Raw genomic sequence first — 21,994 nt, 5'->3', positions numbered from 1 at the left:
ACAGCGCATAAGAACAACCCGTGAAGCTTGGAGCTTCACAGGTTGCGGCAGGACCATTTAGCGCTCTGAACGTTTCCCTTGCTTATTCAATGAGGCAAGTCTGCTCTTATCCTCGGTCAACAGTTCTTCAGCCAACTCCACACCTTGAGGACCTAGCCAGTCCTGAGCTTGCTGAATCGCTTGCTCAGTATGTGCCAGGCGGTTCTCAGCCTGTGCCAAAGTCTGTTCTGTTGGATGACTAAGTGCCTGAGAGACAGAGAAATGAAGCTTACCCAAAGAATTTTTGGCTTGAGTTACATTGTCATTCGCTTGCAGACTGGAATCGGGTTGTTTCATAAATGAAATACGCTCCCTTCTGAAATGCGCCTGTTCTCTTCTAGCATGGTTTGGGTGAAGTAATCTTATGCATTCACTATCTACTGGATAATGGATTGCATAAAGGACGTCATTTCATTACTCGCTTTATTCAGGCGCTCAATGACACCGCTGAATTCAGTGACCAATTCTGCTTGTGAGTGTGAAGAAGCAGAGATCGCTTCAATTTCTTGCTCCATTTGCTTAATGGACTTTTGAACATCACTCAGTGATTTTTCAATATTATGGGTTGCTTCTTTAGTGTTAACAGACAGTTTGCGTACTTCCGTAGCAACCACCCCAAAACCTGCCCCTTGCTCTCCTACACGCGCGGCTTCGATTGCCGCATTCAGCCCAAGCAGGTTCGTCTGCTCAGAAATCTCACGAATGAAGCCGGCAACCTTATTCACTTCTTGTGATTCCGTTACGGCTCTACGCGTATTATCTAATATTTGCTGCGAAGTAGCTGATAATTCCTGAGATTGGGCAGCTACGCTCTGCACCATCTCCATTAGATGACTGCTTATCTCATTAATCTCATCTGTGAATCCTTCAAGCTTATTCTCGTTCTCTAGTGTATAGGCAATGGCAAAAACCCCGATTACATCATCATCCGTTCCGTAGATAGGTACACATGTTGAGATTACAGGAGCTCCATAAATTTCTGCTGGGATTCGGTTAGAGCTTGCTATACCTTTCAGTCCATTTGAAAGCGACAGATCTTCAGGAGGGATAGGGTTACCCTTAACCAATCCGAGATCAATAACTTTACTTGGTGCGTAATAATGGAAGATCTCCCTGTCCGTGATTCCAATCATAATATCCTGCGAGTGAATCTTTTTGAAATAAGGTGCTGCGAGGACTAAGGCATCGATAATACTCATCTCTTCATCTCCCATATAAAAAAAATGTATATGTAGTTTTATCGTCACAATGGGTTATTAAATGAATATTGTCATAGTAGAGTAACAATCCCCACGTATGATTTGTTTATGAATACTATTAGCAGACGACAATTTCTACAGAAAAGCGCTCAAGTAACTCTAGGCCTCCTTGGAACAGCTGGTGCATCCGGTATCTATTCACATTGGATCGAACCCTACTGGCTGGAAATCAAATACGTAGATATTACACTCCCTAGACTCTCTCCAGCCTTCGATAAATTTCGTATCGTTCATTTTAGTGATTTACATCAGGGGGTATATTCCAAGCCGCAAGCTTTAACGGAGTTAGCGCAGCAAATTCAACAGGTAAATCCAGATCTGATCTGCTTCACCGGCGATTTATTAGATCGTTCAGCCGATTATATTTCAGAAGCCGTAGCCTTGTGCTCTCAGTTGCGTGCTCCTTTTGGACAATTTGCAGTATTAGGCAATCATGATGCTTTTGGGACCAGAAAGGTTGTAACGAAAGGGCTAACACAATCGGGCTTCCACGTGCTCCATAATGAACATATCGTCTTAAACCAAGGTACGGACAAGCTCTATATTGCCGGAATAGATGATCCTTGGGTCGGAAAAGCAGACATTGCCCAAGCGCTGCTTCATATCCCGGAAGAGGCTTGCACAATTCTCCTTGCCCATGAACCTGATTTCGCCGATGACTTTTGTAAGCTGCCTATAGATCTGCAATTGTCTGGCCATAGCCACGGAGGCCAAGTGCGGTTTCCCTTTGTCGGAGCTTTATATACCCCGCCTCACGGAAGTAAATATTCAAGTGGATTATATCAACTGCCCAACAGCCAACTACAGGTCTACACTACTCGCGGGATAGGAGTAACTCGTATGCCTGTTCGTTTTAATTGTCGCCCCGAGCTCACCGTAATTACCTTACATTCTTAATGCTAGTGTCTTAATCGTACAAAATGGTTAAAAAGTATATACCTTTTGCATATCTATGCAACAACACTGTAACCGCCTTTGTAATCAAATCTATTTGGGACCTAGGTATAATTGTAGGAGTGATAGAGGAAAAAATATCATATTGCAACTACATAAGCCCATCCTTGGGAAGGAGAGATTAAGTTATGAATAAAAGTATGAAATGGACCTCAGCCATCTTGGCTGCTGGAGTATTGCTTGGAGGGTCGGGACTAGTAGGAGGAACTTCAGTTCAAGCCGCAACTACCGGAGGAAATACGGTAAAACAAGCCGCACAGCAACCCTCTGTAGTGCTTAAATATAAAGGCCAGACCTTATCGCAGCAGGCGAAAATAGTAAACGGCAATACCATGATCCCTTTAACTGTACTACGGGATGCTTTTGGCCTTTCCATTAACTATAATGCAAGCACCAAAACTTATAGTGTGGGCAGCGATTCCATGAAGCTGGACATGGAGGTCTCAGATTACGGTGTTAGTACAACCCTGAATGGCTATTACATTTACAGCATGACCGGCAGTCATGATGTGAAGGTCATCAACGACCGGATTTATGTTCCATTCAAACTCTTGTCTGACTATTTAGGAGTGCAAGGCGTTTATAATCCTTCATTGAAATCACTTGATCTAAGTAAAAAAGTAATGAATGACATCAAAATTACCTCTGAAACCTTAGATAAGAGTAATAAAAATGCTAGTATCAAAGTGCAATATCCAAAAATCAGCGGCTTAACAGATGAAGTACAAACTAAGATTAATGCAATCTTCAAAAAGCAAGCTGAACAATTCGTCGCAGAGAGCGAAGAACAGGCTAGTCATAGAGATGGCACTATAGAGAATAAATATGACTTCTCTCAAACTTTTGTTGTCTCCTTTAACCGTGAAGGTGTACTAAGCTTAGTGACGGATCAGTATGGTTATACAGGTGGAGCTCATGGTGGAGCCCTTCGTGAAGGATTTACCTTCTCGCTGAAAGACGGCAAACCAATAGAACTTAAGGACCTGCTGAAGGCAGAGCCAAACTACAAACAAAAATTAGATAAAATGTTGAAGGAAAGCACCAAGGAGCTAGCTTTTCCAGATACACCTGGCGGACTAACAGAAAAACCAAACTTCTACGTTTCCGAGAGTGGCCTTGCAATCTTCTACCAACAGTATGAAATTGCCCCTTATGCGGCTGGAATTCCTACGTATACCTTTAATTTCAGTTCAATATTACCAAAGGGAACTAACCCATTCGCTGCCTTCAAATAAACTTCTATTGTAAAAAAGAGCGTCACAGTCATTAGGACTGGGACGCTCTTTTGGTTTTACAGCTTATGCTTCCAAACTTCCCGCCGGGCCGAAGAATTCATAATGAATTCTGTCTTCAGCCACCTTCCATTCCTTAAGAGCCTTATATATCGCCTTCATAAAAGGTGTGGGTCCGCAGAAATAGAATTCAGAGTTTACGTCTGTTACTTCTTGCAACCAAGCTAGATCAATATAACCTGTTTTATGGAACGTATCTCCTTCACTTGGGGTTTCATAACATACATAGGATCGTAGGGTAGGATGGGACTGCTCTAAATCCGCGACCATTTCTTTCATAGCATGCAAGCTTCCATTGATGGCTGCATGAATGTACGTTACCTCTCGTTCTGGCTGCGTAGCAATTAACGTCTCCAGCATACTTACCATAGGAGTTAGTCCAACCCCGCCACTGATAAGAACCACTGGACGATCACTATCTTTGTTTAGTACGAAATCACCTGCTGGCGAGCTTACTTCCAATATAGCTCCCACTTGTACGACATCATGAAGGAAAGTAGATACGACTCCAGCCGGTTTATCCGGCCCTTCACCTTCCCGTTTAACTGTGATGCGGTAATACGACTGCCCCGGCGCACTGGACAAACTATAGTGGCGAACATGGGTGTATTCCTCGCCCTCAGGCTGAACACGAACCGTGATGTATTGACCCGGCAAGTAAGAAGCTATAGCCCCTCCATCCTCAGGAGAAAGGTAGAAGGAAGTAATAAGTTCACTTTCTTTAACCTTCTTAGTAACCACAAAGTTTCTAAATCCACTCCAACCCCCGGGAATTTCGGCAGCTTCACGATACTTCTCTGCTTCGACACCAATAAAGGCATCTGCGATCACGCCATACGCCTTTGCCCAAGCATCAATAATTTCCGGCGTCGCCGCATCGCCAAGTACTTGCCCAATAGCAGCTAACAAAGTCTCACCTACGATGGGATAATGTTCAGGCAATACTCCCAATGCCCGATGTTTCTCCGCAATCTGTTTTACCACAGGCAAAATATTTCCCAGCTGATCAATATTCATTGCCGCCGCGAGTACGGCGTTAGCAAGTGCAGTCTGCTGTTTACCTTCCCGTTGGTTGGCGTGATTAAATATATTCAATAACTCCGGATGATTTTCAAATAACATGCGATAGAAAGTAGTTGTGATGGTCTTCCCATGAACCTGCAAGACAGGCACCGTTGACTTTATGATTTCAATGGTTTGTTGATCTAACATCTAAATACCCTCTTTCCTGCAATAAATTAATTCCTCTATAAAAAGCATATAGAAGCTGCACATCCCATAGTGTGCGTTCAATCACACGGGAAATTGAAAAAATGTGAACGATCCAATAATTGCAATGATATCCATCACAATAACGTGCCCAAAATCAAAAAAACTATCCAAGCAGCCATTATAGCTTCCGGGATAGCTTTTTATCTTATTATTTTGACAGCTCCACAAAACCTTCTCCGAATACATCTCTTACATCGTGTATGGTAATAAATGCCTCTTTATCAATGGATTTGACGATTTTCTTAAGCATAGTCACTTCCTGCTTGCTAATCACAATATACAGCAGCTCTTTAGGTGTCTTGGTATAGTACCCACGGCCATATATTACTGTGACGCCTCTATCCATAATTCCATTAACCTGTTCAGCAATTTTGTCCTGCTCTTGGGATACAATCGTAACAGCCTTCTTAGGGTTCACTCCCTCAATAATGAAGTCCATTATCTTAGTGGCTACATAGAGCATCACGATCGTAAACATCAGACTTTGTACTCCAATGATGAAATACGAAGCGAACACCACAATTAAATCGACGAGCAGTAGCGCGTAACTAACGTTCCAGTCCAAATATTTATGTAGGATTCTGGCGATGATGGTTGACCCTGCAGTCGTTCCACCCACTCGTATAATCAGCCCGATACCCACACCTGAGAAGATACCCCCGAATATTGCATTAATTATCAACTCATCACTGCCAATATTCCAATTTTTCGTAAGAATCAGGAATAACGAATTGAAAAACACCGCAATAATCGTGTATACCGTCGTAGTTTTGTCTAGAAATTTGTACCCCACAATTAATAATAAAGCGTTAAGAATCAAACTAACAATACCGGGTGACCACTGATACAAATAGTAAGTAATCATAGTCAGTCCCGTGACCCCGCCTTCACCGAACTCGTTCGGAATCACAAACAAATTAACAGCCAAGGAGAATAACAAAGCTCCTACAATGATGGAAACAATATCCGAAATACGCTTTTTCATACCATGCCCCTTCTACCCTAGATCTATATCCACAAATACTAACACCGCTTTGATATAGATGCAATCCATCCGAAAGAAGTCAACAGTCTATAGATACAGTAACCAGCCACCCCGCCGCCAGTGTTCAAAATAAGATCATCCACATCAAAAGTGCCGATATACAATACTAATTGTGTGAATTCAAAACAGAAGCTCAGCGCCAGCGAGAGGAAGAAAACTCTTCGAAACAGCCTTACTTTTTGCGATAACAGCATGGGCACCAAGATCCCAAACGGAATAAAGGCCAACAAATTCCCTACTAAATTAATAGATGAAAAAGGATCTGAAAGCGACAGATCGTCCATCCCCCGGGAGATCTCCTTAAAAGGGATATAGTTGCCTCGCCGATTAAAAATCCGGTCTGGATGTTCAAACATACGTCCCGCTTGCTCCCAAAGCGATAATAAGTTCACCGGTGCACCTTTAAATAAAATAATTCGGATTAAAAAATACATATAGACGATAAATATCGCTGCCAGCAAAAGGTTTATAGCAGACTTTTTTTTCGGCTCTTTAGTCATTAATATGTAGTAACAATTATGCCATCCATGTTATCGCCTGACGTCATATATTGCCCTTCCTGTGGAATTTTGATCGTAGTGTATTTGGATACCGGAAAATAACTTACTGTATAAGCTTTGCCGTCTACTGTTGTGGAAATCTCTTTGTTCTCTTTCAAGAAATCCAAATATTGTTCTAGCACAAGCCCCTTCTCATGAATAATGGCGCTATGCGGCAATCCTACATAACGGAAATGCCAGGGTTCATATTTTATCCCCGTAATCTCGGTTTTGTCTTTCGGATAGCGGAGAATAAAGCCGTATTTCCAGGCATTTTTTTGCAGCCATTTTCCTTCAGGCGCTTTACTCATTTCTGATTGAGACGACCCGATATCTAGAGATAATCCTAAATTATGTTCACTATATTGCGCCGGTAAAGCATAGTCCGAGCCTTTTTCCTGATATAATTTCTCTTGCTCTTCAAAGTCCCTGTACCCGCTGCTAATTAAAAAGTGATTCACACCCTCTTTTTCGGCAGCTTTGACCATCTTATTGAATTTATGCGCTACACTTTCAGACAAACGAATCGAGGTATCCAGCAGCCCATAACCCTGCACCAGATCCGCCTGCTCATATAAGGTCACGATATCAGACTTCACACTATCTTCATGTACCGGGTATTGTTTGTTCACCAGCAACAAATCCCCTTGATACACTTGATCTTGTGTTACTACCTCTAAACTATTGTTATTTCTAATAGATTCTTTGCGAATCTTATCATCGTATCCTAAATTACCCGTATTCGGTAAATAACGAGCCGCTGCATACCCAAGCAACAACACAACCAACGCCAAAAAGCCCCACTTCTTCATCAGCAATGTCCTCCCATTTCCTTGATAGGAATAGAATAACGAAGACACTTTAAAGAAAAAGCAGGACAAATATAAAGTTTTTCTTAAAATAAATAAATTTCACGGGCCTTACCCATTAAAAGTATATCCGACGCCCCAGATCGTCTTAATGAATTTATTCTTATTGATGTCTTCACCGAGCTTTTTGCGCAAGGTACGGATATGCACCATGACCGTGTTCCCACTCTCATAATAAGCATCGCCCCACACCTGTTGAAAAATGTTCTCCGCACTAAACACCTGCTTGGGATGACTGACCAATAAATGCAAAATATCAAACTCTTTTGGAGTTAGCTCAATAACCTCACCATAAAGAGTAACCGTATGCTCATCCGGTGAAATCACCAATCCCCGAACCTCTAGCACCGATTTAGGTATGGCTGCGGGCTGACTGAATTGTATGGAGCGCCGCAACTGGGAATTGACCCGGGCGACCAGCTCCATTGGATTAAACGGTTTGGTCATATAATCATCTGCGCCCATAACCAGTCCGGTGATTTTATCAAGATCGGAAGTTTTAGCACTCAGAAAAATAATCGGCAGATGATGATGCTCCCGAATATGGCGGGTTACCTCGTAACCATCCAGCCCCGGCATCATAATATCCAGAATCGCCAAATCTATCGTTTGCGACTCAATGGCTTGTACCGCTGCCCTTCCATCGGACACTTTGAGGATATGATACCCCTCTTTTTGCAAATGCAAGGCCACCAAGTCGGCAATTTCCGCCTCATCATCCGCAATTAAAATGGTGATGCGCTTCATCTATTTTTCACTCCTATAGGTTGTGCTGTACACTCTTCATCCATTATACCCTAAACTCAAAAACCACTCCTAGAAAGAAGTGGTTTCCGATTAAATCTATGATTTATATCGTTTATTTACTTTTATTATAGCGGTCTAACAATAGCTCTAATGAAATCCCATTTACTGTGACGCCTGAAAGATTGCAGTCTCTTATATGCACATTCGAAAGATCACAATCTACAAAGGATGTCCCGTTCAGCTGGCATCGCTCAAACTTATTGCCTTTACCGTACAAATGAATATCGTGGAAATAAGCCTCCCCTAGTTCACTATTACTAACCTCTATTTCCCACAGCCCCACTTCATTAAACTTAACAGAATGCATATTGATGTCATTAAAGGTAGTACTGCTCATATTAATATTATCGAATCCGGTCCCCTCCATATTTACATTGGAGAAGTTTGTTTTATGCATATCAATATCATCAAATTCACTCTGGCCCATAGCCACACGACGAAAATTCGTTTCAGTCATTCTTTCATCCTGAAAGACTCTCTTCTTAAATTCGTCCTGTAATTTGTTTTCATTAAGATTATTATTCACTGTACTCAACATCTCCCTTTTTAAGATCGTTCTTGATCTGCGGAGTCTACTCTCAACAGCTTCGCTGGATAAATCAAGGAAATCGGCGATTTCCCTAACCTTGTAATTGTCGATATAGTAGAGAATTGTGACTATACGATTAGCTTCTGATAGGGTGTTTAAGGCTTTCCACACATCTTGCTGGAGTTCTTTTCTGAGCAGCTGATCTTCGGTAGATTCTAGCTGCGGAACCTCCATTTTTTGCATGAATTCGTAAGCAGTTTTCTTTTTATTTGATCTAAACCAATCCATGCATTCCCGTGCAGTAACCGCATATAACCAACTGGCGAGTTTCTCAGGCTCCTTTAGGTTGGGTAATTTGCGATAGGTTTTAACAAAAACCTCTTGGGCAATATCTTGTGCGGTATGAAAATCACCCAATTTACCATAAGCAACCCCGTATACTGCATTGGAATATTTGCCGATAAGTACACTGAATGCATCCATGTCACCTTTACACACCTTATCTACCAGTTCTGCGTCCGTACAAGTCACTATTTTCCTCCTTAACATCAAGCTCATAACATAGACGGAAAAGAGACTCAAAAACCGTCTTTATGCCTGCAAATAAATTTTAATGGAGAGGGGATTTCACTTTTCTACTATGGTCTTAGCCAATCTGCTTCATCCCCCAAATGTATTCGGATGCTTCTTCACCGTGATAATTATATCCTAATTAACACCTGGCTAAAACAATCTGCGAGCCGTCACCAAACGTTTCTTCCACTTGTCGCTTAAGGCTTCATAATGAACGCCAAGCTCCTTGGAGTACGTATGTAGGATCTGATTATTTCCCGCGTAAATCGCCACATGCCCAATATCGAGTCCTCGTGCACTGAAGAATAACAGGTCCCCCTTGCGCAGCTCGTTAATTCCAACCTCTTTGCCCTCTTTGGCCTGATTGTAAGAGACACGTGGCAGGTCAATTGCCAACACATCCTTAAATACATGTCCTACAAAAGAAGAACAGTCAAAGGTAGATGTCTGGTTAGTAGCTGCACCAAATTCATAAGGTGTTCCCAGATATTTTTCTCCGTAAGCAAGCAGCTCGCTTCCCTGCCGCTCTACAAGAGCCGTACTAGTATAATTGCTATATTTAGGTTTAGCAGATATATAGCCTCTCTTGTTATCCTGTGTTTGTACTTCTAACCATAGAGCATCTACTTCTCTAACCACATGTACCTTATCTCCTGCTGACAACATTTGCTGCACCGTTGATTGGGCTGACGAGTCTGGCAAACTTCGCAGGTTAACCCCATACAGAATTGTCGTATCGTAATCCACTGCCGAGTAGATACGAACGGCACGAGTAGCGGTATCCCACTTCACAGTGCTGCCCAAAGCTTCGCTAACAAAACGCAGTGGCATCATCGTATAACCGCCAGCAATCTGGCCGGGAACGGCTACGCTTAAGGACTGGCCATTTTTATTCGCTGCCTGATCGCCAATATGATAGGTCAGCACCAGGTCTCCCTTGGTTGCCTTAACGGTCTTGGTATCATTATTCCAAGTAATCTTTGCCCCCTGAGCTTCAAATAACTTACGCATAGGAACTAGTACTGTATCGTTTACTAACAAGGGCTGAGCCCCCAATTGTAGCTGTTGATCATCCAGATAAACGGCTGTAACCGGAGTCTGAGGCGTTGTTGCCGCATAGGCCGGAGCAGTATAGAGCATAGATGTAAGCAGTAAAAGTAACATAGCTTTCTTTTGAAATTTCATGATGTCATCACCTCGTTGATTGATATGTACACCTATTGTTACTAAAAAAAGGGTGATTAGTTTTGTTACAAATTTTGGGGTAAGCATCTGCCTACGGCATAAGCACCTAAAAAAAAGAGGAATACGATCACCTTTCGGTATCATAGTCCTCTTTTTAAATATGCCTCATAGAGCCGGCTAGACAGGTTCCTCAACTTCAAAAATGGAATCAATAATGATGGGAAGATTATCCCTTACAGAAACAGCACCCAATACAGAACGAGCATGAACACCTTTGTCTCCGAACACCTCAAGCATTAAATCTGAACAACCGTTAAGCACTTTATGATGTTCTTCAAAGAGGGGGTCTGCATTAACGAAGCCTTGAATTTTAACTACTCTTTTCACTTTGTCCAAAGAACCTAAAGCTGTCTTCAAGACGGCAAGGATCTCTATACCCGTTAAACGTGCAAAATGGTAGCCTTCTTCGGTAGTGTAATCTTGTCCCAGCTTTCCTTTGGGATGGCCCGCTGGTCCTTTTCCCGACACAAAACATAAACCATTAACAATTACGTAGTTAGCGTATTTTGCCGCCGGTTCACTAGCCTCGGGCAGGACAACCCCTAATGCTTCGAGTCTGCTCGCTATAGTGTGCTCTGTCATATCCATCTCCCCCTCCATTATCAACAGCTTCAATAATTTAGTAAGATCATAGTTACTACTTAGCTTCAACCTCTGCTTCCCATCTCGATATTTCAGCACGAACAATGGGTGCTACTTGGGTACCCAATAGCTCAATGGCTCTCATTACATCCTTATGAGGCATTGTGCCAAGCGGCACATGCAGCATAAAACGTGTGATGCCTACTTGCTTGCGCAAGTGAATGATTTTCTCAGCAACGGTCTCTGGGTCACCTACATACAAGGCACCTTCAAATCTACGCGCCGCATCATAGCTTGCACGGGTGTATTGACCCCATCCGCGTTCCCGGCCAATAACATTCATACTAGCTTGTGTAGAAGGGAAGAACATATCGGCAGCCTGCTGATTGTCCTCTGCAATGAAGCCGTGTGAGTGCGAAGCAACGGGCAGCTTCGATACATCATGTCCCGCTTGCGCTGCAGCCTTCTTATACAGCTTCACGAGCGGAGCAAACTGTAGCGGACTGCCGCCAATGATAGCCAGCACAAGTGGTAACCCTAGTAGACCTGCACGAATTACGGATTCTGTATTTCCTCCGCTGCCAATCCATACTGGCAATGGATTCTGCACGGGACGCGGATAAATCCCCAGATTATTAATGGCAGGACGGTGCACGCCGCTCCAGGTTATTTTTTCGGATTCCCGTATTTTGAGCAGCAAGTCCAGCTTCTCATCGAACAGCTCATCATAATGATTCAAATCATACCCAAACAACGGGAACGATTCAATAAAAGATCCCCGGCCTGCCATGATCTCTGCGCGTCCATTCGAGATTCCATCCAGGGTAGCGAAATCCTGAAACACACGTACGGGGTCATCAGAGGAAAGTACTGTAACCGCACTGGTTAGCCGAATTCGTGTCGTCTGTGAGGCCGCCGCAGCCAGTAAAACTGCTGGAGAAGACGCCGCATAATCTTTGCGATGATGTTCGCCCACGCCAAATATATCTAAACCCACCTGATCTGCAAGCACAATCTCCTCTACAACCTCGCGCAATCGCTGCGCATGACTTATCACTTCACCCGTATGAACATCCGGTGTTGTTTCTACGAAAGTGCTTATTCCTATTTCCACTTACAAATCCCCCTTAACTATAATTTCCTCTTTAAATTGTTTGTTTGATTATAACACAAGTTAAGGTTAAAAAAGCTAGTCATTCTGTCCAACCCCAGTTTCCCGGGAAACTCATCCTTAAAATTTGCAAAACCACGCTTACAAATAGAGGATTTTGAAGGAATATGTTGAAAGACTCTTAAACAAATAGCCGTTGTCGTAGAACAAATAATCATATGGCAAACGAATAAAATTCAAGGTAACATGAAAGAACTGTTAACCGGGTGGGAGAAGGTGTCACTAAAATGAATATCATGACATGGATTGATTTGTTATTATTTTTTGTTTTGTTCGCTTTGTTCATCTACATATTTGCGTCTGTAACCATCACTAACCTACATAAAGCTTACTTAGTTTTTCATTTTACTATGATGTTATGGCCCTTCTGCCAATTCGCTATCAAAACAACCGATGATCCCAAGTTTCAATTGTTTTATGTGAAGCTCGCATTTATCGACTCAGTTCTGTTAACGATCGGCTGGCTTCTGTTCACGGTACTACTCACCGGGAAATCACATCTCCTTCGAAAGAAGAACACATTGATCCTATACATTCTCGCAGCTTTGATCTTAGTAGGCGTGGTCGCCAATCCAAACGGAAGTTTTGTTCTCCCTATGAACGGCGGATATATCGAAAGATATTATGGTCCGATTTTTTGGCTGCTTATTATCTTCTTAACCACCAGCGTAATGATTTCTCTGTATATCATCTATTCAGCGCTAGTCTCAAACACTACACAGCGGATCAAAAAACAGGTAGCTCATGTGCTCAAAGGGGTGCTGGTGCTAACGGTATTTATATTATTGGACGTTTTTCTTAATGTGGTATTGCTTAAATCTGATCCAGTTATTCCAGGGCTGACCTCTCTGGGGATCCTAATCTCGGCAATCTTTTTCGTAATTGCTATCCATCGGGATAAAATATTTGATCTCGTAACCATCGCCCATCAGGATATCATTGACACCATTACAGAAGGAATTCTTGTACTGGATGATAGTGAGACTGTAGTAGAAATCAATCGCTCGCTTTTTCCAAGAATTCATCTGCAAATCGGTGCTCACTTTGACGTGTCCACTATCGCACCCATAGAGCAAACTTCCGGAGCTTTCAATTTATTCCTTCATACATACTTGAACCAGCCCATGGAGAGAACTGAGGTTGAACTATTCTACACCTCACTCGATGCATACATTAACATTACTGCGGCGCCGATTGTGGTAGGTGGAATCAGGGTTGGACGCATTCTCACTTTTCAAGACAGAAGCGAGCTGCATCGCCTCATAGCCGAGACCAATCACCAGAACGAGACCCTGCAAGAGCGTAATGCTGCATTAACTGAAATCCAGGATGAACTATCGCAGACTAACCAAAAACTTAAGCAGATGGCCATAACGGACAGCCTAACCGGTTGTTATAATCGTCATTACTTAACGTTGCACTTAGAGCATGAGATCATAGAAAATATGAAACTCAAGCAGCCTTTTGCTATCATCCTTCTGGATATCGACTTTTTCAAAACAGTGAATGATAATTACGGCCATTTAATCGGTGATGTCGTCATTTGCAGCACGGTAGAGGTAATTAAGAAAACGTTGAGGGAGACGGATGTTCTGGCGCGTTATGGCGGAGAAGAATTTATCATATACTTACCAAATACAGATCAAACACAAGCAAACCACTTGGCAAAACATATCAAATCTATAATAGAAGCTAATAAAGTACATGTAGAGGATGTTGCTCATTCCCTCTCGATTACTGTTAGTATGGGACTGCTGTCCATTAGTAATTTTGCAGCACAATATACAGAAAGCCTGACCAATCAACTAAATGATTTATTCGAATCAGTGGACAAAGCCTTATATCAAGCAAAAAATGCCGGACGAAATCAGATTGTTGAGATTAATAGATAACGTTTAAAATAAAGAATCAGCCTACTTCTGTTGAAGTTAGCTGATTCTTATTTTTTAGATCTTTTTAACAAACTCGGACTTTAATTTCATAGCTCCAAAACCATCGATTTTGCAATCAATATCATGATCTCCGTCCACTAAACGGATGTTTTTCACCTTTGTTCCTATCTTCAGAACGGATGAGCTTCCTTTTACTTTAAGGTCTTTAATAATAGTTATAGCATCTCCATCATTTAAAATATTTCCGTTGGCATCTCTGACAACCTTGTTCTCTTCACTACTTTCAGCCTCTGTGTCGAGGCTCCACTCATGCGCACATTCCGGGCAGACGAGCAAACTACCATCTTCATAAGTGTATTCTGAATTACATTTCGGGCAATTTGGCAAAGTAGACATCAAAGTGTCCTCCATTCGTTAATGTAAATCTAGTTGTGGTTCCAGTGCATAGCCTCAAAAGTATATTTCATATTTGGTAAGGTTTCCACTAGATATCCGCAGTAAGTTTGTCTAGATTTCGACAGCGGACAGTAATTCTCAAATATTGTCTTGTATATTTTTTCCTAATTCAATAAGATGGAAATGTCGAATTTTTATGTAAATACATAGGAGAGTGAGTAATGATTAGTCGCAGAAGTGTTGCATTCGCCATTATTTTGTCATTAATTACATGTGGGCTCTATACAATATATTGGTTTATTGTTCTAACCAATGAGGTAGGCGAACTGAGTGGGGACTATACATTTACAGGAGGAAAACATTTTCTTTTAACGTTGGTTACGTGTGGGATCTGGAGCTTCATTTGGGCCTATCAGGTAGGTAAACATATTGCTGAAGCTCAAAGACAGCGCGGCCAATACCCGTCAGATAATTCAGTGCTTTATGTGATCCTGACACTCTTTGGTCTGGGTATTGTCACGTATGCCTTGGTACAATCCGATGTTAATAAACTGGTATAAGTTTACGATTTATAAAAGGACACATCCTAAACTATTTTGGGGTGTGTCCTTAAGTCTCGTCGGCGTAGTATATCTCAAAGCATGGATACCCTTAACCCATATCAGTATCCCTTGTCCATTTCATGAATGGACTGGATTGTATTGTCCCGGATGTGGAGTCACAAGAGTTATTCTTTCCTTGCTGAAGCTCGACGTTATTCAAGCGTTTAGATTTAACCCGTTGCTGTTTATTTTAGCACCTCTGTATATGTTGTATTGGATTACTAATAAGAAGCAAATCCGGCCTCTTAGCCAGGCAATTATGGCTATAATGTTGATTCTGACCGTTACATTTGGAATACTGAGGAATCTCCCGCTGTTTGAATATTGGGCCCCGGCAGTAATTCGTTAACAGCAACAACTATTACAAAATAGCTTGCAGCCGCACAATCGCTTGGGCCCGATCAACTACTTCTAATTTGCTGTAAAGATTGCTAATATAATTACGCGCCGTACCTTCCGCAATATGTAATGTATCGGCGATTTCACGGTTGTTCAGTCCCCGGATAATGAGCTGTGCCAGCTCCTCTTCCCGTTCTGTCAGACTGATGCGATCCAGACCCGATCTCTGCCAATGTTCATAGTCCCCTGTTAACCTGTTCATCCTCGACGCCAGTTTGGCTGCTACCGGAGCTGGCAGAATAAATTGCCCGGATAACGTATCATGAATCGAAGCGATCATTTTATCTGCATCCATGTCCTTCAGCATATAGCCGCTTGCTCCGTAGGCCATTCCCTCTACAATATAATCAGTCTCTATAAAAGTAGTCAGAATCAGAATGAAGATGTTCGGCCGAACCTGCTTTATTCGCTTCAAGGCGCTAAGGCCATCCATAACAGGCATTTGAATATCGAGCAGCACCAGATCAGGCTGGAGTGCTTCAACCATCTCGCAAGCTTCTTCTCCATTCTTGGCAGCACCAACCACTTCCATATCATCTTCCAGATCCAAAATGGTGCGAAGTCCTTCCCGCGTCAACAATTGATCATCGGCAATTACAATTTTTATTTTGCTCAATTTCTATCCACAACCCTTCGCATGGGCAGATCAATCTCCAGTAAACAGCCTTCATCCATTTCTGAATCGATGGATAAGCTGCCTCCCAGTTGCTCAACCCGTTCCTTCATCGTCCTAAGTCCAAATCCCATGACGATTGGACTCATCCCTAGCCCACAATCCTTGAGTCTAAACTGCAAGTTCGCTCCAACAGACTCCAGACTAAAATGGAACTCCGCACTCTTTCCGTGTCTGATCCCATTAGTTAAGCCCTCCTGCAAAGCATGATAGATTGCCTTTTTATAGGCTGTTGACATGGCTTCCGGCAGATCATAAATAACTGCATGAACAACAACGCCTGCATTGCGTTCTGTATCCCGAATCAACTGCTTCAGCATCACGGTTAGATCAGAATACCTGTCCTCTTTCAGCATATGGACAGAGCCGCGGATTTCATTCAAGCTATGCCGCACAAGATCCTGGGCCTCAGCCAGACGCTGAAAGCCGCTGTCTATCTCCTTCTTCTGAAGCAGCCGCTTGCCAGCTTCAATCTGCAGAATCGTCGATGTAAGGGTATGCCCGACAATATCATGAATCTCTTGGGCAATACGATTCCGTTCCTCAAAAACAGTAGCTTCGGCCAAAGCCGCAGATGTTTCCCGCATCGAACGCTCCAGGCTGCGAGTTCTTTCTACCACTTGATCCTCCAGATTTTTTTTGAGATATTGGATTCCCGAATATAGCTTGGCATTAGCGATTGAGATTGCGCATTGTGAACCAAGCAGCTTGAGCACATCGAGTCTGCTTGGAGTAAATACACCCGGCGATAGATTATTCTCCAAATAGAGCAGGCAAACCAATTTATTCTGATTCATGATAGGGAGACATAGAACGGATTTCAGTCTATTATTCCTAACGTAAGTATTACGTGTAAATATCCCTTCACAGAGCGCATCATGTAATACAACCTGTTCTTGTGTTCTTGCCGTGTAAGCTATAATCGCTGCCGGGACCAACCCCGATTCTTCCCCAAGTGGAACAGATTCGATATGCTGGGCTTCTGAGGTCCCATAAGCCTCCACCATCCATTTGCCGTCCTGATCAAAAATAACAGCCCCATATTCTGCCCCAGCATTGTGGAGCATGATTCGCATCAGCGTGGCCAATAATCGGCTCATCTCCATCTCGCCCGATAATGCTTGGGCAGACATTACCACAGAAAGGGAATCCACACGATCGAGCCCGGGCTCTCGTTTAATATGCAGCAAATGGCGGTGCTGCTGCTCCAGGTCAGCCGCTTTAGCCTTTGCGCCCCATTGCAGATAAGCCTCATAGGCCTCAGTCATATAGATTCTTGCCAGATGCATTTTGCCATGACGAAGCCCATATTTGCCGTAACATTCCGCTGCCATCGCTAAATCGTGAATATGACCGTGGATCCGAGCGTTCTCAATGGATTGCTCATACAATGCTTCAGCTTGGCGGGGATCTCGCGATAGACGAGTTAGCTCAGCCTTCATCAACAGATATTTATGCTGATAATTCCCCGGACAACGCCTGGCAAGCTTTTTCATTTTCTTCAAGCATTTACGCATTTTTGCCCGATAGGTACGTTGCTCTTCAGCGTTATATTCCTCATACAACTGAGCCCAGACTAAACATTCATACATGATCTGCATTGGACTGTCTAAGCCATCTTCGCGTGATTTTATAATGGCCGCTGATTTGGCTAATGCCTCACTGGCTTCTCGGTATTCTCCAAATATATAGCCCGTCAAATACTGATAGATCCAAACCATTTCTTGTATAAAATCAAAGGTGTCCCCATGAACCAACTGCGCAAAATCAGGCTCGCTAATCTCCGCGATGGGAAAGGGATCATCTATAGAGCGATAACCTGTCAGTCGAACAAGAATGGCCGCTGCTACAATAGCCTGCTTACAATGAAGACTGTTGTTATGGCGCAGCAAATCTCCGGAATGAGTAATTAATCGCTCATAGATATCGCCGAGAGGATGACCAAATTGCAAAAGGGAGGCACAGTTGATCAGCACATTCTGGTTGCCCTTCCATAAGTCACCTGATTCCAGTCCCACCTTACCAGCCTTCTCGGTAAATGTATGGAGCATAGCGGGATCATAATACCGCCAGCTGTCGTAGCACATGGCGAACGCAGCTAAGGTTGTCATATGCTGTTTCGGATAGGGTTCGGATAAGCTGAACGCCAGCATGGCCCATTTGAATGTTTCTTCATCATTACGGAAGTAATAGTATTGAAACATTGCATAACCTATGAATCCAATGGAAGCCTCCGGAGTCATCCCATAATCAAGCGTTAATTCAATCATGGTGAAGGAAGAAGCAAGCCACCCTTCTCGATTGACGTAAAAGCAAGCATTGCTGGAATGATCTAAAGTAGACATTGCGATTCTACGTGCTTCATCAGTCATTGAAGGTAAAAGAGTAAGCGATTCGAGGGAGACCTTCTTGAGTCTACGCCGCAATCGTAACCATTGAAGCGTCAATTGAGCATAACCAGGATCAAATTGATGCTTCACTTTCAGTAACGATAAGGTATGCTGGCCTAAGGAGATCACCTCTTCGTGGTTATCATTACTTGCTTCCAATTGCACCTTCATTGCGTAGACGTAAGCCTTATCCATATTTGTCGTAGCTTTATCAATTAACAGATGGAATAATTCATTAGCCGTATCAAAATGGGAACATAAATATTCGAGCTCCGCCCTCTCACGAAATACCCGGAAGGTTAGCCCATAATACGCCTCCCAGCTCTGCTCCTCTAATAATGACGTTGCCTGAAGCATATATTGCAAGGCTGTCTCATGTGCGGTTGTTTGCTTTGCTTTTATCCCTGCCTGTAAGTTCAGCTCTACCAGTTGAAGCCTCTGTTCAGGGCGGTCTAACCATGCAAGTGCCTGATTCAAATGATGGACAGCTTCAAATAGGGTTGTTCCTTCACTAAGCGGGCCTCGGCCTAGCAATAACAGACCAATTCTCCAATGCAGCTCGGAACGCTCCTCTTCGGAAATAAAAGCATATGCCGCCTGATGAATGCGGTTATGCTGGAACTTATAATGCGGATATTCCTCCCCGTCAACGGGCTGCAACAAGCGCCCATGTACAGCAACCGCCAACGCTTCGCTCAATGTCTCTATCGGGGTCTCCGTAATATCAGCAAGTGTACGTAAATCAAATAGGCTGCCTATGAATGCGGCTCTGCTAAGTGCATATACCGTCTGTTCAGGAAATTGTTGCAATTTACTTGAAAGGTATGAAGCTACGTTATCGGGAACATTTAATTCAGTAATACGCTGGAGCTCCCATTTCCAGCTTCGAATATTCTCATCAAATTCCACTCGCTGATCATCTATCAAATCTTGAAGGAATTGCTTAATAAATAACGGATTTCCATCCGTCTTATGAAGCAGCACGCGCGCCAGCTCGTCCAAGTCAGCAGCCTCGTAACGCATAACATCAAGTAGCAGTTGTTTTAAATCGGTGAGTTCAAGCGCTTGTAAAGAAATTCTGCTCATCGCTACATTGCGATCAATCAGATGTTTTTCCAGCCTACTGAGCGGGTGTAGCCTTGTGATCTCCCGATTGCGATAGGAAAGCACGATTAGCAGATGAGTCGTTGCCGTATCCTCTATAAGCAAAGTGAGATATTGCAGCGACGTATCATCAGCCCATTGCAAATTATCCAATACCAAGATCAAAGGATGATCCTCATGAGGAAAGAGTTGAATAAATCGGCTCATGATTAATTGAAAGCGATGCTGAGCTTCCAGCGGTGGCAGTGGAGGTACGGAGGGTTGTGGGCCAATCAAGAGTTCAAGCTTAGGAACAAAATCGATCAGCAACTGACCGTAATTGTCCACCGCTTGTAGAATACGCAGCTTCCAAACCTCCACCTGCAGCTTTGTTTCCATCAGCAGCTGACTAACCAACTCTTCTATGACTTGATGCCAGATGCCATAAGGGAGTGAGGTATGCCGGGATTCGAATTTGCCTCTGGCGAAGAAACCATCCAATGAGACTGTATTTCGAAGGGTCTCCTTCAGAAAGGTTGTTTTGCCGATACCACTCTCCCCGCTAATCCAGACCGTCTCTACGGCACCTTGTGATGCTCGTTGCAGCGCTTCCCTTAAGCTTTGTTGCTCAAGATGTCTTCCATAGAAGCGACCTGATACCATCCAGCGCTCTGGGATATCCCAGCTTCCTAGTGGAAAAGGCTCAATATGCCCGGTTTCTTCTAGACGGGATACACATTCCTCAAGATCCGATTTAATGCCAAACGCGCTGGCATACCTCGCTTCAGGCATCTTCTCCATGCATTTACCAACAATATCAGAGACCGATAGAGGGATTGTGGGAAACCTGCGGTATAAAGGCTCAGGTGTATCTGCAAGATGACGATATACAATATCAACAACATCATGCAGCTCAAAGGGACGGCTGCCCGAGAGACATTCATACAGGATGATCCCCAGAGAATAAAAGTCAGAACGGTAATCCGGTTTGACTCCGGTTCGTCCCGTTTGTTCTGGAGCTATATAAGGAAGCAGAACATCGGGCCGACCGCTTAACGGTGACAAAGGACTCGTGATGTTTTCGGTAGAGCACATTCTTATATCAATAAATTTCACTTCAAAAGTAATGGGATTGACGATTAGATGAGCGGGGGTTAGTTCATTTAGTGTTATTTTTTCACGATGAATTTGCATAAGACAATCAGCAATAGCTGTAGCGATTCGAAGCAGCGCTGGAAGATCCAGTGAATTAACAGGCATACGCAGGATCTGCCCAAGGGTACTCCCCTCTATATCTTTTAAGAGAAGGACTGGTCGGTCCGCCATAATTTCCAAACTGTACGCCTCTATTGCACCACGACCGCAAAGTCGCTTAAGCATGTCATACTCATGACGAAAAGCATCCACCATGGCAGCTCCCGGGTATTCTCCTATTGTTGTCTTAGCGATAACCCTTAGGCCGTCCTCTTGACGTAGGAGTCTGTATAACCTGATATCTGCGGTATTATCTATCAGATCTAAGGTTTGGTATCCTGGCAATTCAAACATCAACAGCACTCCCTAATTACAATTAGACAGAATACTCAATCTCGCAAAGTAGTTAAAGCCATTATAACATCTGATCTTGCCGTTCTACTCATAAGACATTTCATATTTCGTTAATCCTATCGCGTTGGCGCACAGTGCCGCCTGTGTCCGGTCAGTAACCTGCAGCTTCGCTAAAATCTGACTGACATGCTTCTTTACCGTAAATTCACTGATAAAAAGACGTGTGGCAATCACTCTATTGCAAGCACCTTGTCCAAGCTGAATCAGGACTTCCTTCTCTTTTGGTGTCAATTCATCTGTTGGACTGCTAGCGCTCATTCGCATCTTTTCTTCCATTAGACCAGGATCGTAATATTTTCTCCCTTTGTACACCAACTGGATAGCAAAGAGTAATTCCTCCGGCAGTGCCTCTTTCAGTACATATCCATCTACCAGTACTTCTTCAGCCCTCAAAAAATCCTCTCTGCTCGCAGAGGAAGTCAACAGTATGAATTTACTAACAATGCCGCGGGTACGTGCTATCTTAATGACATCCAGTCCTGATTCATCAGCAAGTTTAAGATCAATGAGGACAATGTCTGGCTTTGTCTCTTCAATCACATCAAGTGCTTCCGGACCAGTCGTAGCTTCACCTGCAAATTGCATATCCGATTGCATTGCAATGACAGATGCCAGCCCTCTTCTAACTAAAGGATGATCATCTACAATGATGATTTTCACAGAAACACCTCTCTCTAAACCGCATACATTATTTACTTCTTTGTATAAAAAGCTTCAATTAGAGTATTCATTTAAATTTGGCGCATTTCTGATTAAGTATAGTTAAAAGACTACA

Annotated in this window: 20 protein-coding genes; 5 read left to right on the top strand and 15 right to left on the bottom strand. The window is 43.2% G+C overall.

The window, feature by feature from the left end:
- Positions 1-57 precede the first annotated feature (57 nt).
- Together MHH60_RS07450 and MHH60_RS07445 are read right to left on the bottom strand one after the other, a co-directional pair.
- Complete coding sequence (locus MHH60_RS07450) at positions 58-336, bottom strand: hypothetical protein (protein ID WP_038573810.1); 279 nt, start codon at positions 334-336, stop codon at positions 58-60.
- Between the two features lie 80 nt (positions 337-416).
- Positions 417-1,238 carry a methyl-accepting chemotaxis protein gene (locus tag MHH60_RS07445; protein WP_036682244.1) on the bottom strand — a complete coding sequence of 274 codons (822 nt, stop codon included), beginning with the start codon at positions 1,236-1,238 and terminating at the stop codon, positions 417-419.
- A 108-nt stretch (positions 1,239-1,346) separates the two neighbouring features.
- Between MHH60_RS07445 and MHH60_RS07440 the strand changes: the two genes are divergently transcribed.
- Positions 1,347-2,195, top strand: a complete 849-nt coding sequence (locus MHH60_RS07440) for a metallophosphoesterase (RefSeq protein WP_076132757.1) — start codon at positions 1,347-1,349, stop codon at positions 2,193-2,195.
- A gap of 185 nt (positions 2,196-2,380) precedes the next feature.
- Positions 2,381-3,487 (top strand): PdaC/SigV domain-containing protein, encoded by a 1,107-nt coding sequence (locus MHH60_RS07435; protein WP_076132759.1) that lies wholly within the window; start codon positions 2,381-2,383, stop codon positions 3,485-3,487.
- Positions 3,488-3,550: 63 nt separating this feature from the next.
- On the opposite strand, the gene hmpA is transcribed toward MHH60_RS07435, so the two are convergent.
- From hmpA to MHH60_RS07390, 9 genes are all read right to left on the bottom strand, one after another.
- Positions 3,551-4,756, bottom strand: a complete 1,206-nt coding sequence (gene hmpA, locus MHH60_RS07430) for an NO-inducible flavohemoprotein (RefSeq protein WP_076132761.1) — start codon at positions 4,754-4,756, stop codon at positions 3,551-3,553.
- A 208-nt stretch (positions 4,757-4,964) separates the two neighbouring features.
- A complete protein-coding gene (locus MHH60_RS07425) occupies positions 4,965-5,801 on the bottom strand; it encodes a YitT family protein (RefSeq protein ID WP_036682251.1) in 837 nt (278 codons plus the stop codon).
- A 38-nt stretch (positions 5,802-5,839) separates the two neighbouring features.
- Entirely contained in the window at positions 5,840-6,361 is a 522-nt protein-coding gene (locus tag MHH60_RS07420) for a VanZ family protein (protein ID WP_076124132.1), read from the bottom strand.
- Positions 6,361-7,212 carry a M15 family metallopeptidase gene (locus MHH60_RS07415; RefSeq protein WP_076124134.1) on the bottom strand — a complete coding sequence of 284 codons (852 nt, stop codon included), beginning with the start codon at positions 7,210-7,212 and terminating at the stop codon, positions 6,361-6,363. The genes MHH60_RS07420 and MHH60_RS07415 overlap by 1 nt, the downstream gene beginning before the upstream one ends.
- A gap of 108 nt (positions 7,213-7,320) precedes the next feature.
- Positions 7,321-8,016 (bottom strand): response regulator transcription factor, encoded by a 696-nt coding sequence (locus MHH60_RS07410; RefSeq protein ID WP_076132763.1) that lies wholly within the window; start codon positions 8,014-8,016, stop codon positions 7,321-7,323.
- Between the two features lie 112 nt (positions 8,017-8,128).
- A complete protein-coding gene (locus tag MHH60_RS07405; protein WP_076132765.1) occupies positions 8,129-9,136 on the bottom strand; it encodes a sigma-70 family RNA polymerase sigma factor in 1,008 nt (335 codons plus the stop codon).
- A gap of 192 nt (positions 9,137-9,328) precedes the next feature.
- The gene (locus tag MHH60_RS07400) at positions 9,329-10,363 is read right to left on the bottom strand and encodes a C40 family peptidase (protein ID WP_076132767.1); all 1,035 of its coding nucleotides are present in this window, start codon (positions 10,361-10,363) and stop codon (positions 9,329-9,331) included.
- 177 nt (positions 10,364-10,540) lie between these two features.
- Positions 10,541-11,005, bottom strand: a complete 465-nt coding sequence (locus MHH60_RS07395; protein ID WP_076132951.1) for a RidA family protein — start codon at positions 11,003-11,005, stop codon at positions 10,541-10,543.
- A 55-nt stretch (positions 11,006-11,060) separates the two neighbouring features.
- Positions 11,061-12,119 (bottom strand): LLM class flavin-dependent oxidoreductase, encoded by a 1,059-nt coding sequence (locus MHH60_RS07390; RefSeq protein WP_076132769.1) that lies wholly within the window; start codon positions 12,117-12,119, stop codon positions 11,061-11,063.
- A gap of 284 nt (positions 12,120-12,403) precedes the next feature.
- Between MHH60_RS07390 and MHH60_RS07385 the strand changes: the two genes are divergently transcribed.
- Complete coding sequence (locus MHH60_RS07385) at positions 12,404-14,068, top strand: histidine kinase N-terminal 7TM domain-containing diguanylate cyclase (RefSeq protein ID WP_076132771.1); 1,665 nt, start codon at positions 12,404-12,406, stop codon at positions 14,066-14,068.
- A 54-nt stretch (positions 14,069-14,122) separates the two neighbouring features.
- Here the strand turns inward: MHH60_RS07385 and MHH60_RS07380 are convergent, their stop codons facing one another.
- Positions 14,123-14,464, bottom strand: a complete 342-nt coding sequence (locus tag MHH60_RS07380; RefSeq protein ID WP_036682263.1) for a zinc ribbon domain-containing protein YjdM — start codon at positions 14,462-14,464, stop codon at positions 14,123-14,125.
- A 221-nt stretch (positions 14,465-14,685) separates the two neighbouring features.
- On the opposite strand from MHH60_RS07380, the gene MHH60_RS07375 reads away from it, so the two are divergent.
- Both MHH60_RS07375 and MHH60_RS07370 read left to right on the top strand, forming a co-directional pair.
- Entirely contained in the window at positions 14,686-15,024 is a 339-nt protein-coding gene (locus tag MHH60_RS07375; RefSeq protein WP_051491231.1) for a DUF4234 domain-containing protein, read from the top strand.
- A complete protein-coding gene (locus tag MHH60_RS07370) occupies positions 14,987-15,415 on the top strand; it encodes a DUF2752 domain-containing protein (protein ID WP_341161125.1) in 429 nt (142 codons plus the stop codon). Before MHH60_RS07375 ends, MHH60_RS07370 begins: the two co-directional genes overlap by 38 nt.
- Before the next feature lie 12 nt (positions 15,416-15,427).
- Here MHH60_RS07370 and MHH60_RS07365 read toward each other — a convergent pair whose 3' ends face one another.
- From MHH60_RS07365 to MHH60_RS07355, 3 genes are all read right to left on the bottom strand, one after another.
- Positions 15,428-16,081 (bottom strand): response regulator, encoded by a 654-nt coding sequence (locus tag MHH60_RS07365; protein WP_076132775.1) that lies wholly within the window; start codon positions 16,079-16,081, stop codon positions 15,428-15,430.
- Complete coding sequence (locus MHH60_RS07360) at positions 16,078-21,159, bottom strand: AAA family ATPase (RefSeq protein WP_076132777.1); 5,082 nt, start codon at positions 21,157-21,159, stop codon at positions 16,078-16,080. The genes MHH60_RS07365 and MHH60_RS07360 overlap by 4 nt, the downstream gene beginning before the upstream one ends.
- Positions 21,160-21,243: 84 nt before the next feature.
- Positions 21,244-21,879 (bottom strand): response regulator, encoded by a 636-nt coding sequence (locus MHH60_RS07355; protein WP_036682269.1) that lies wholly within the window; start codon positions 21,877-21,879, stop codon positions 21,244-21,246.
- Between the last annotated feature and the right edge of the window lie 115 nt (positions 21,880-21,994).

It is taken from the genome of Paenibacillus sp. FSL H7-0716 (genome assembly GCF_038002705.1).
Taxonomy (GTDB): domain Bacteria; phylum Bacillota; class Bacilli; order Paenibacillales; family Paenibacillaceae; genus Paenibacillus_AQ; species Paenibacillus_AQ odorifer.
The sequence above is the reverse complement of the archived record's forward strand: the minus strand, read 5'-3'. Positions and strand labels throughout refer to the sequence as shown.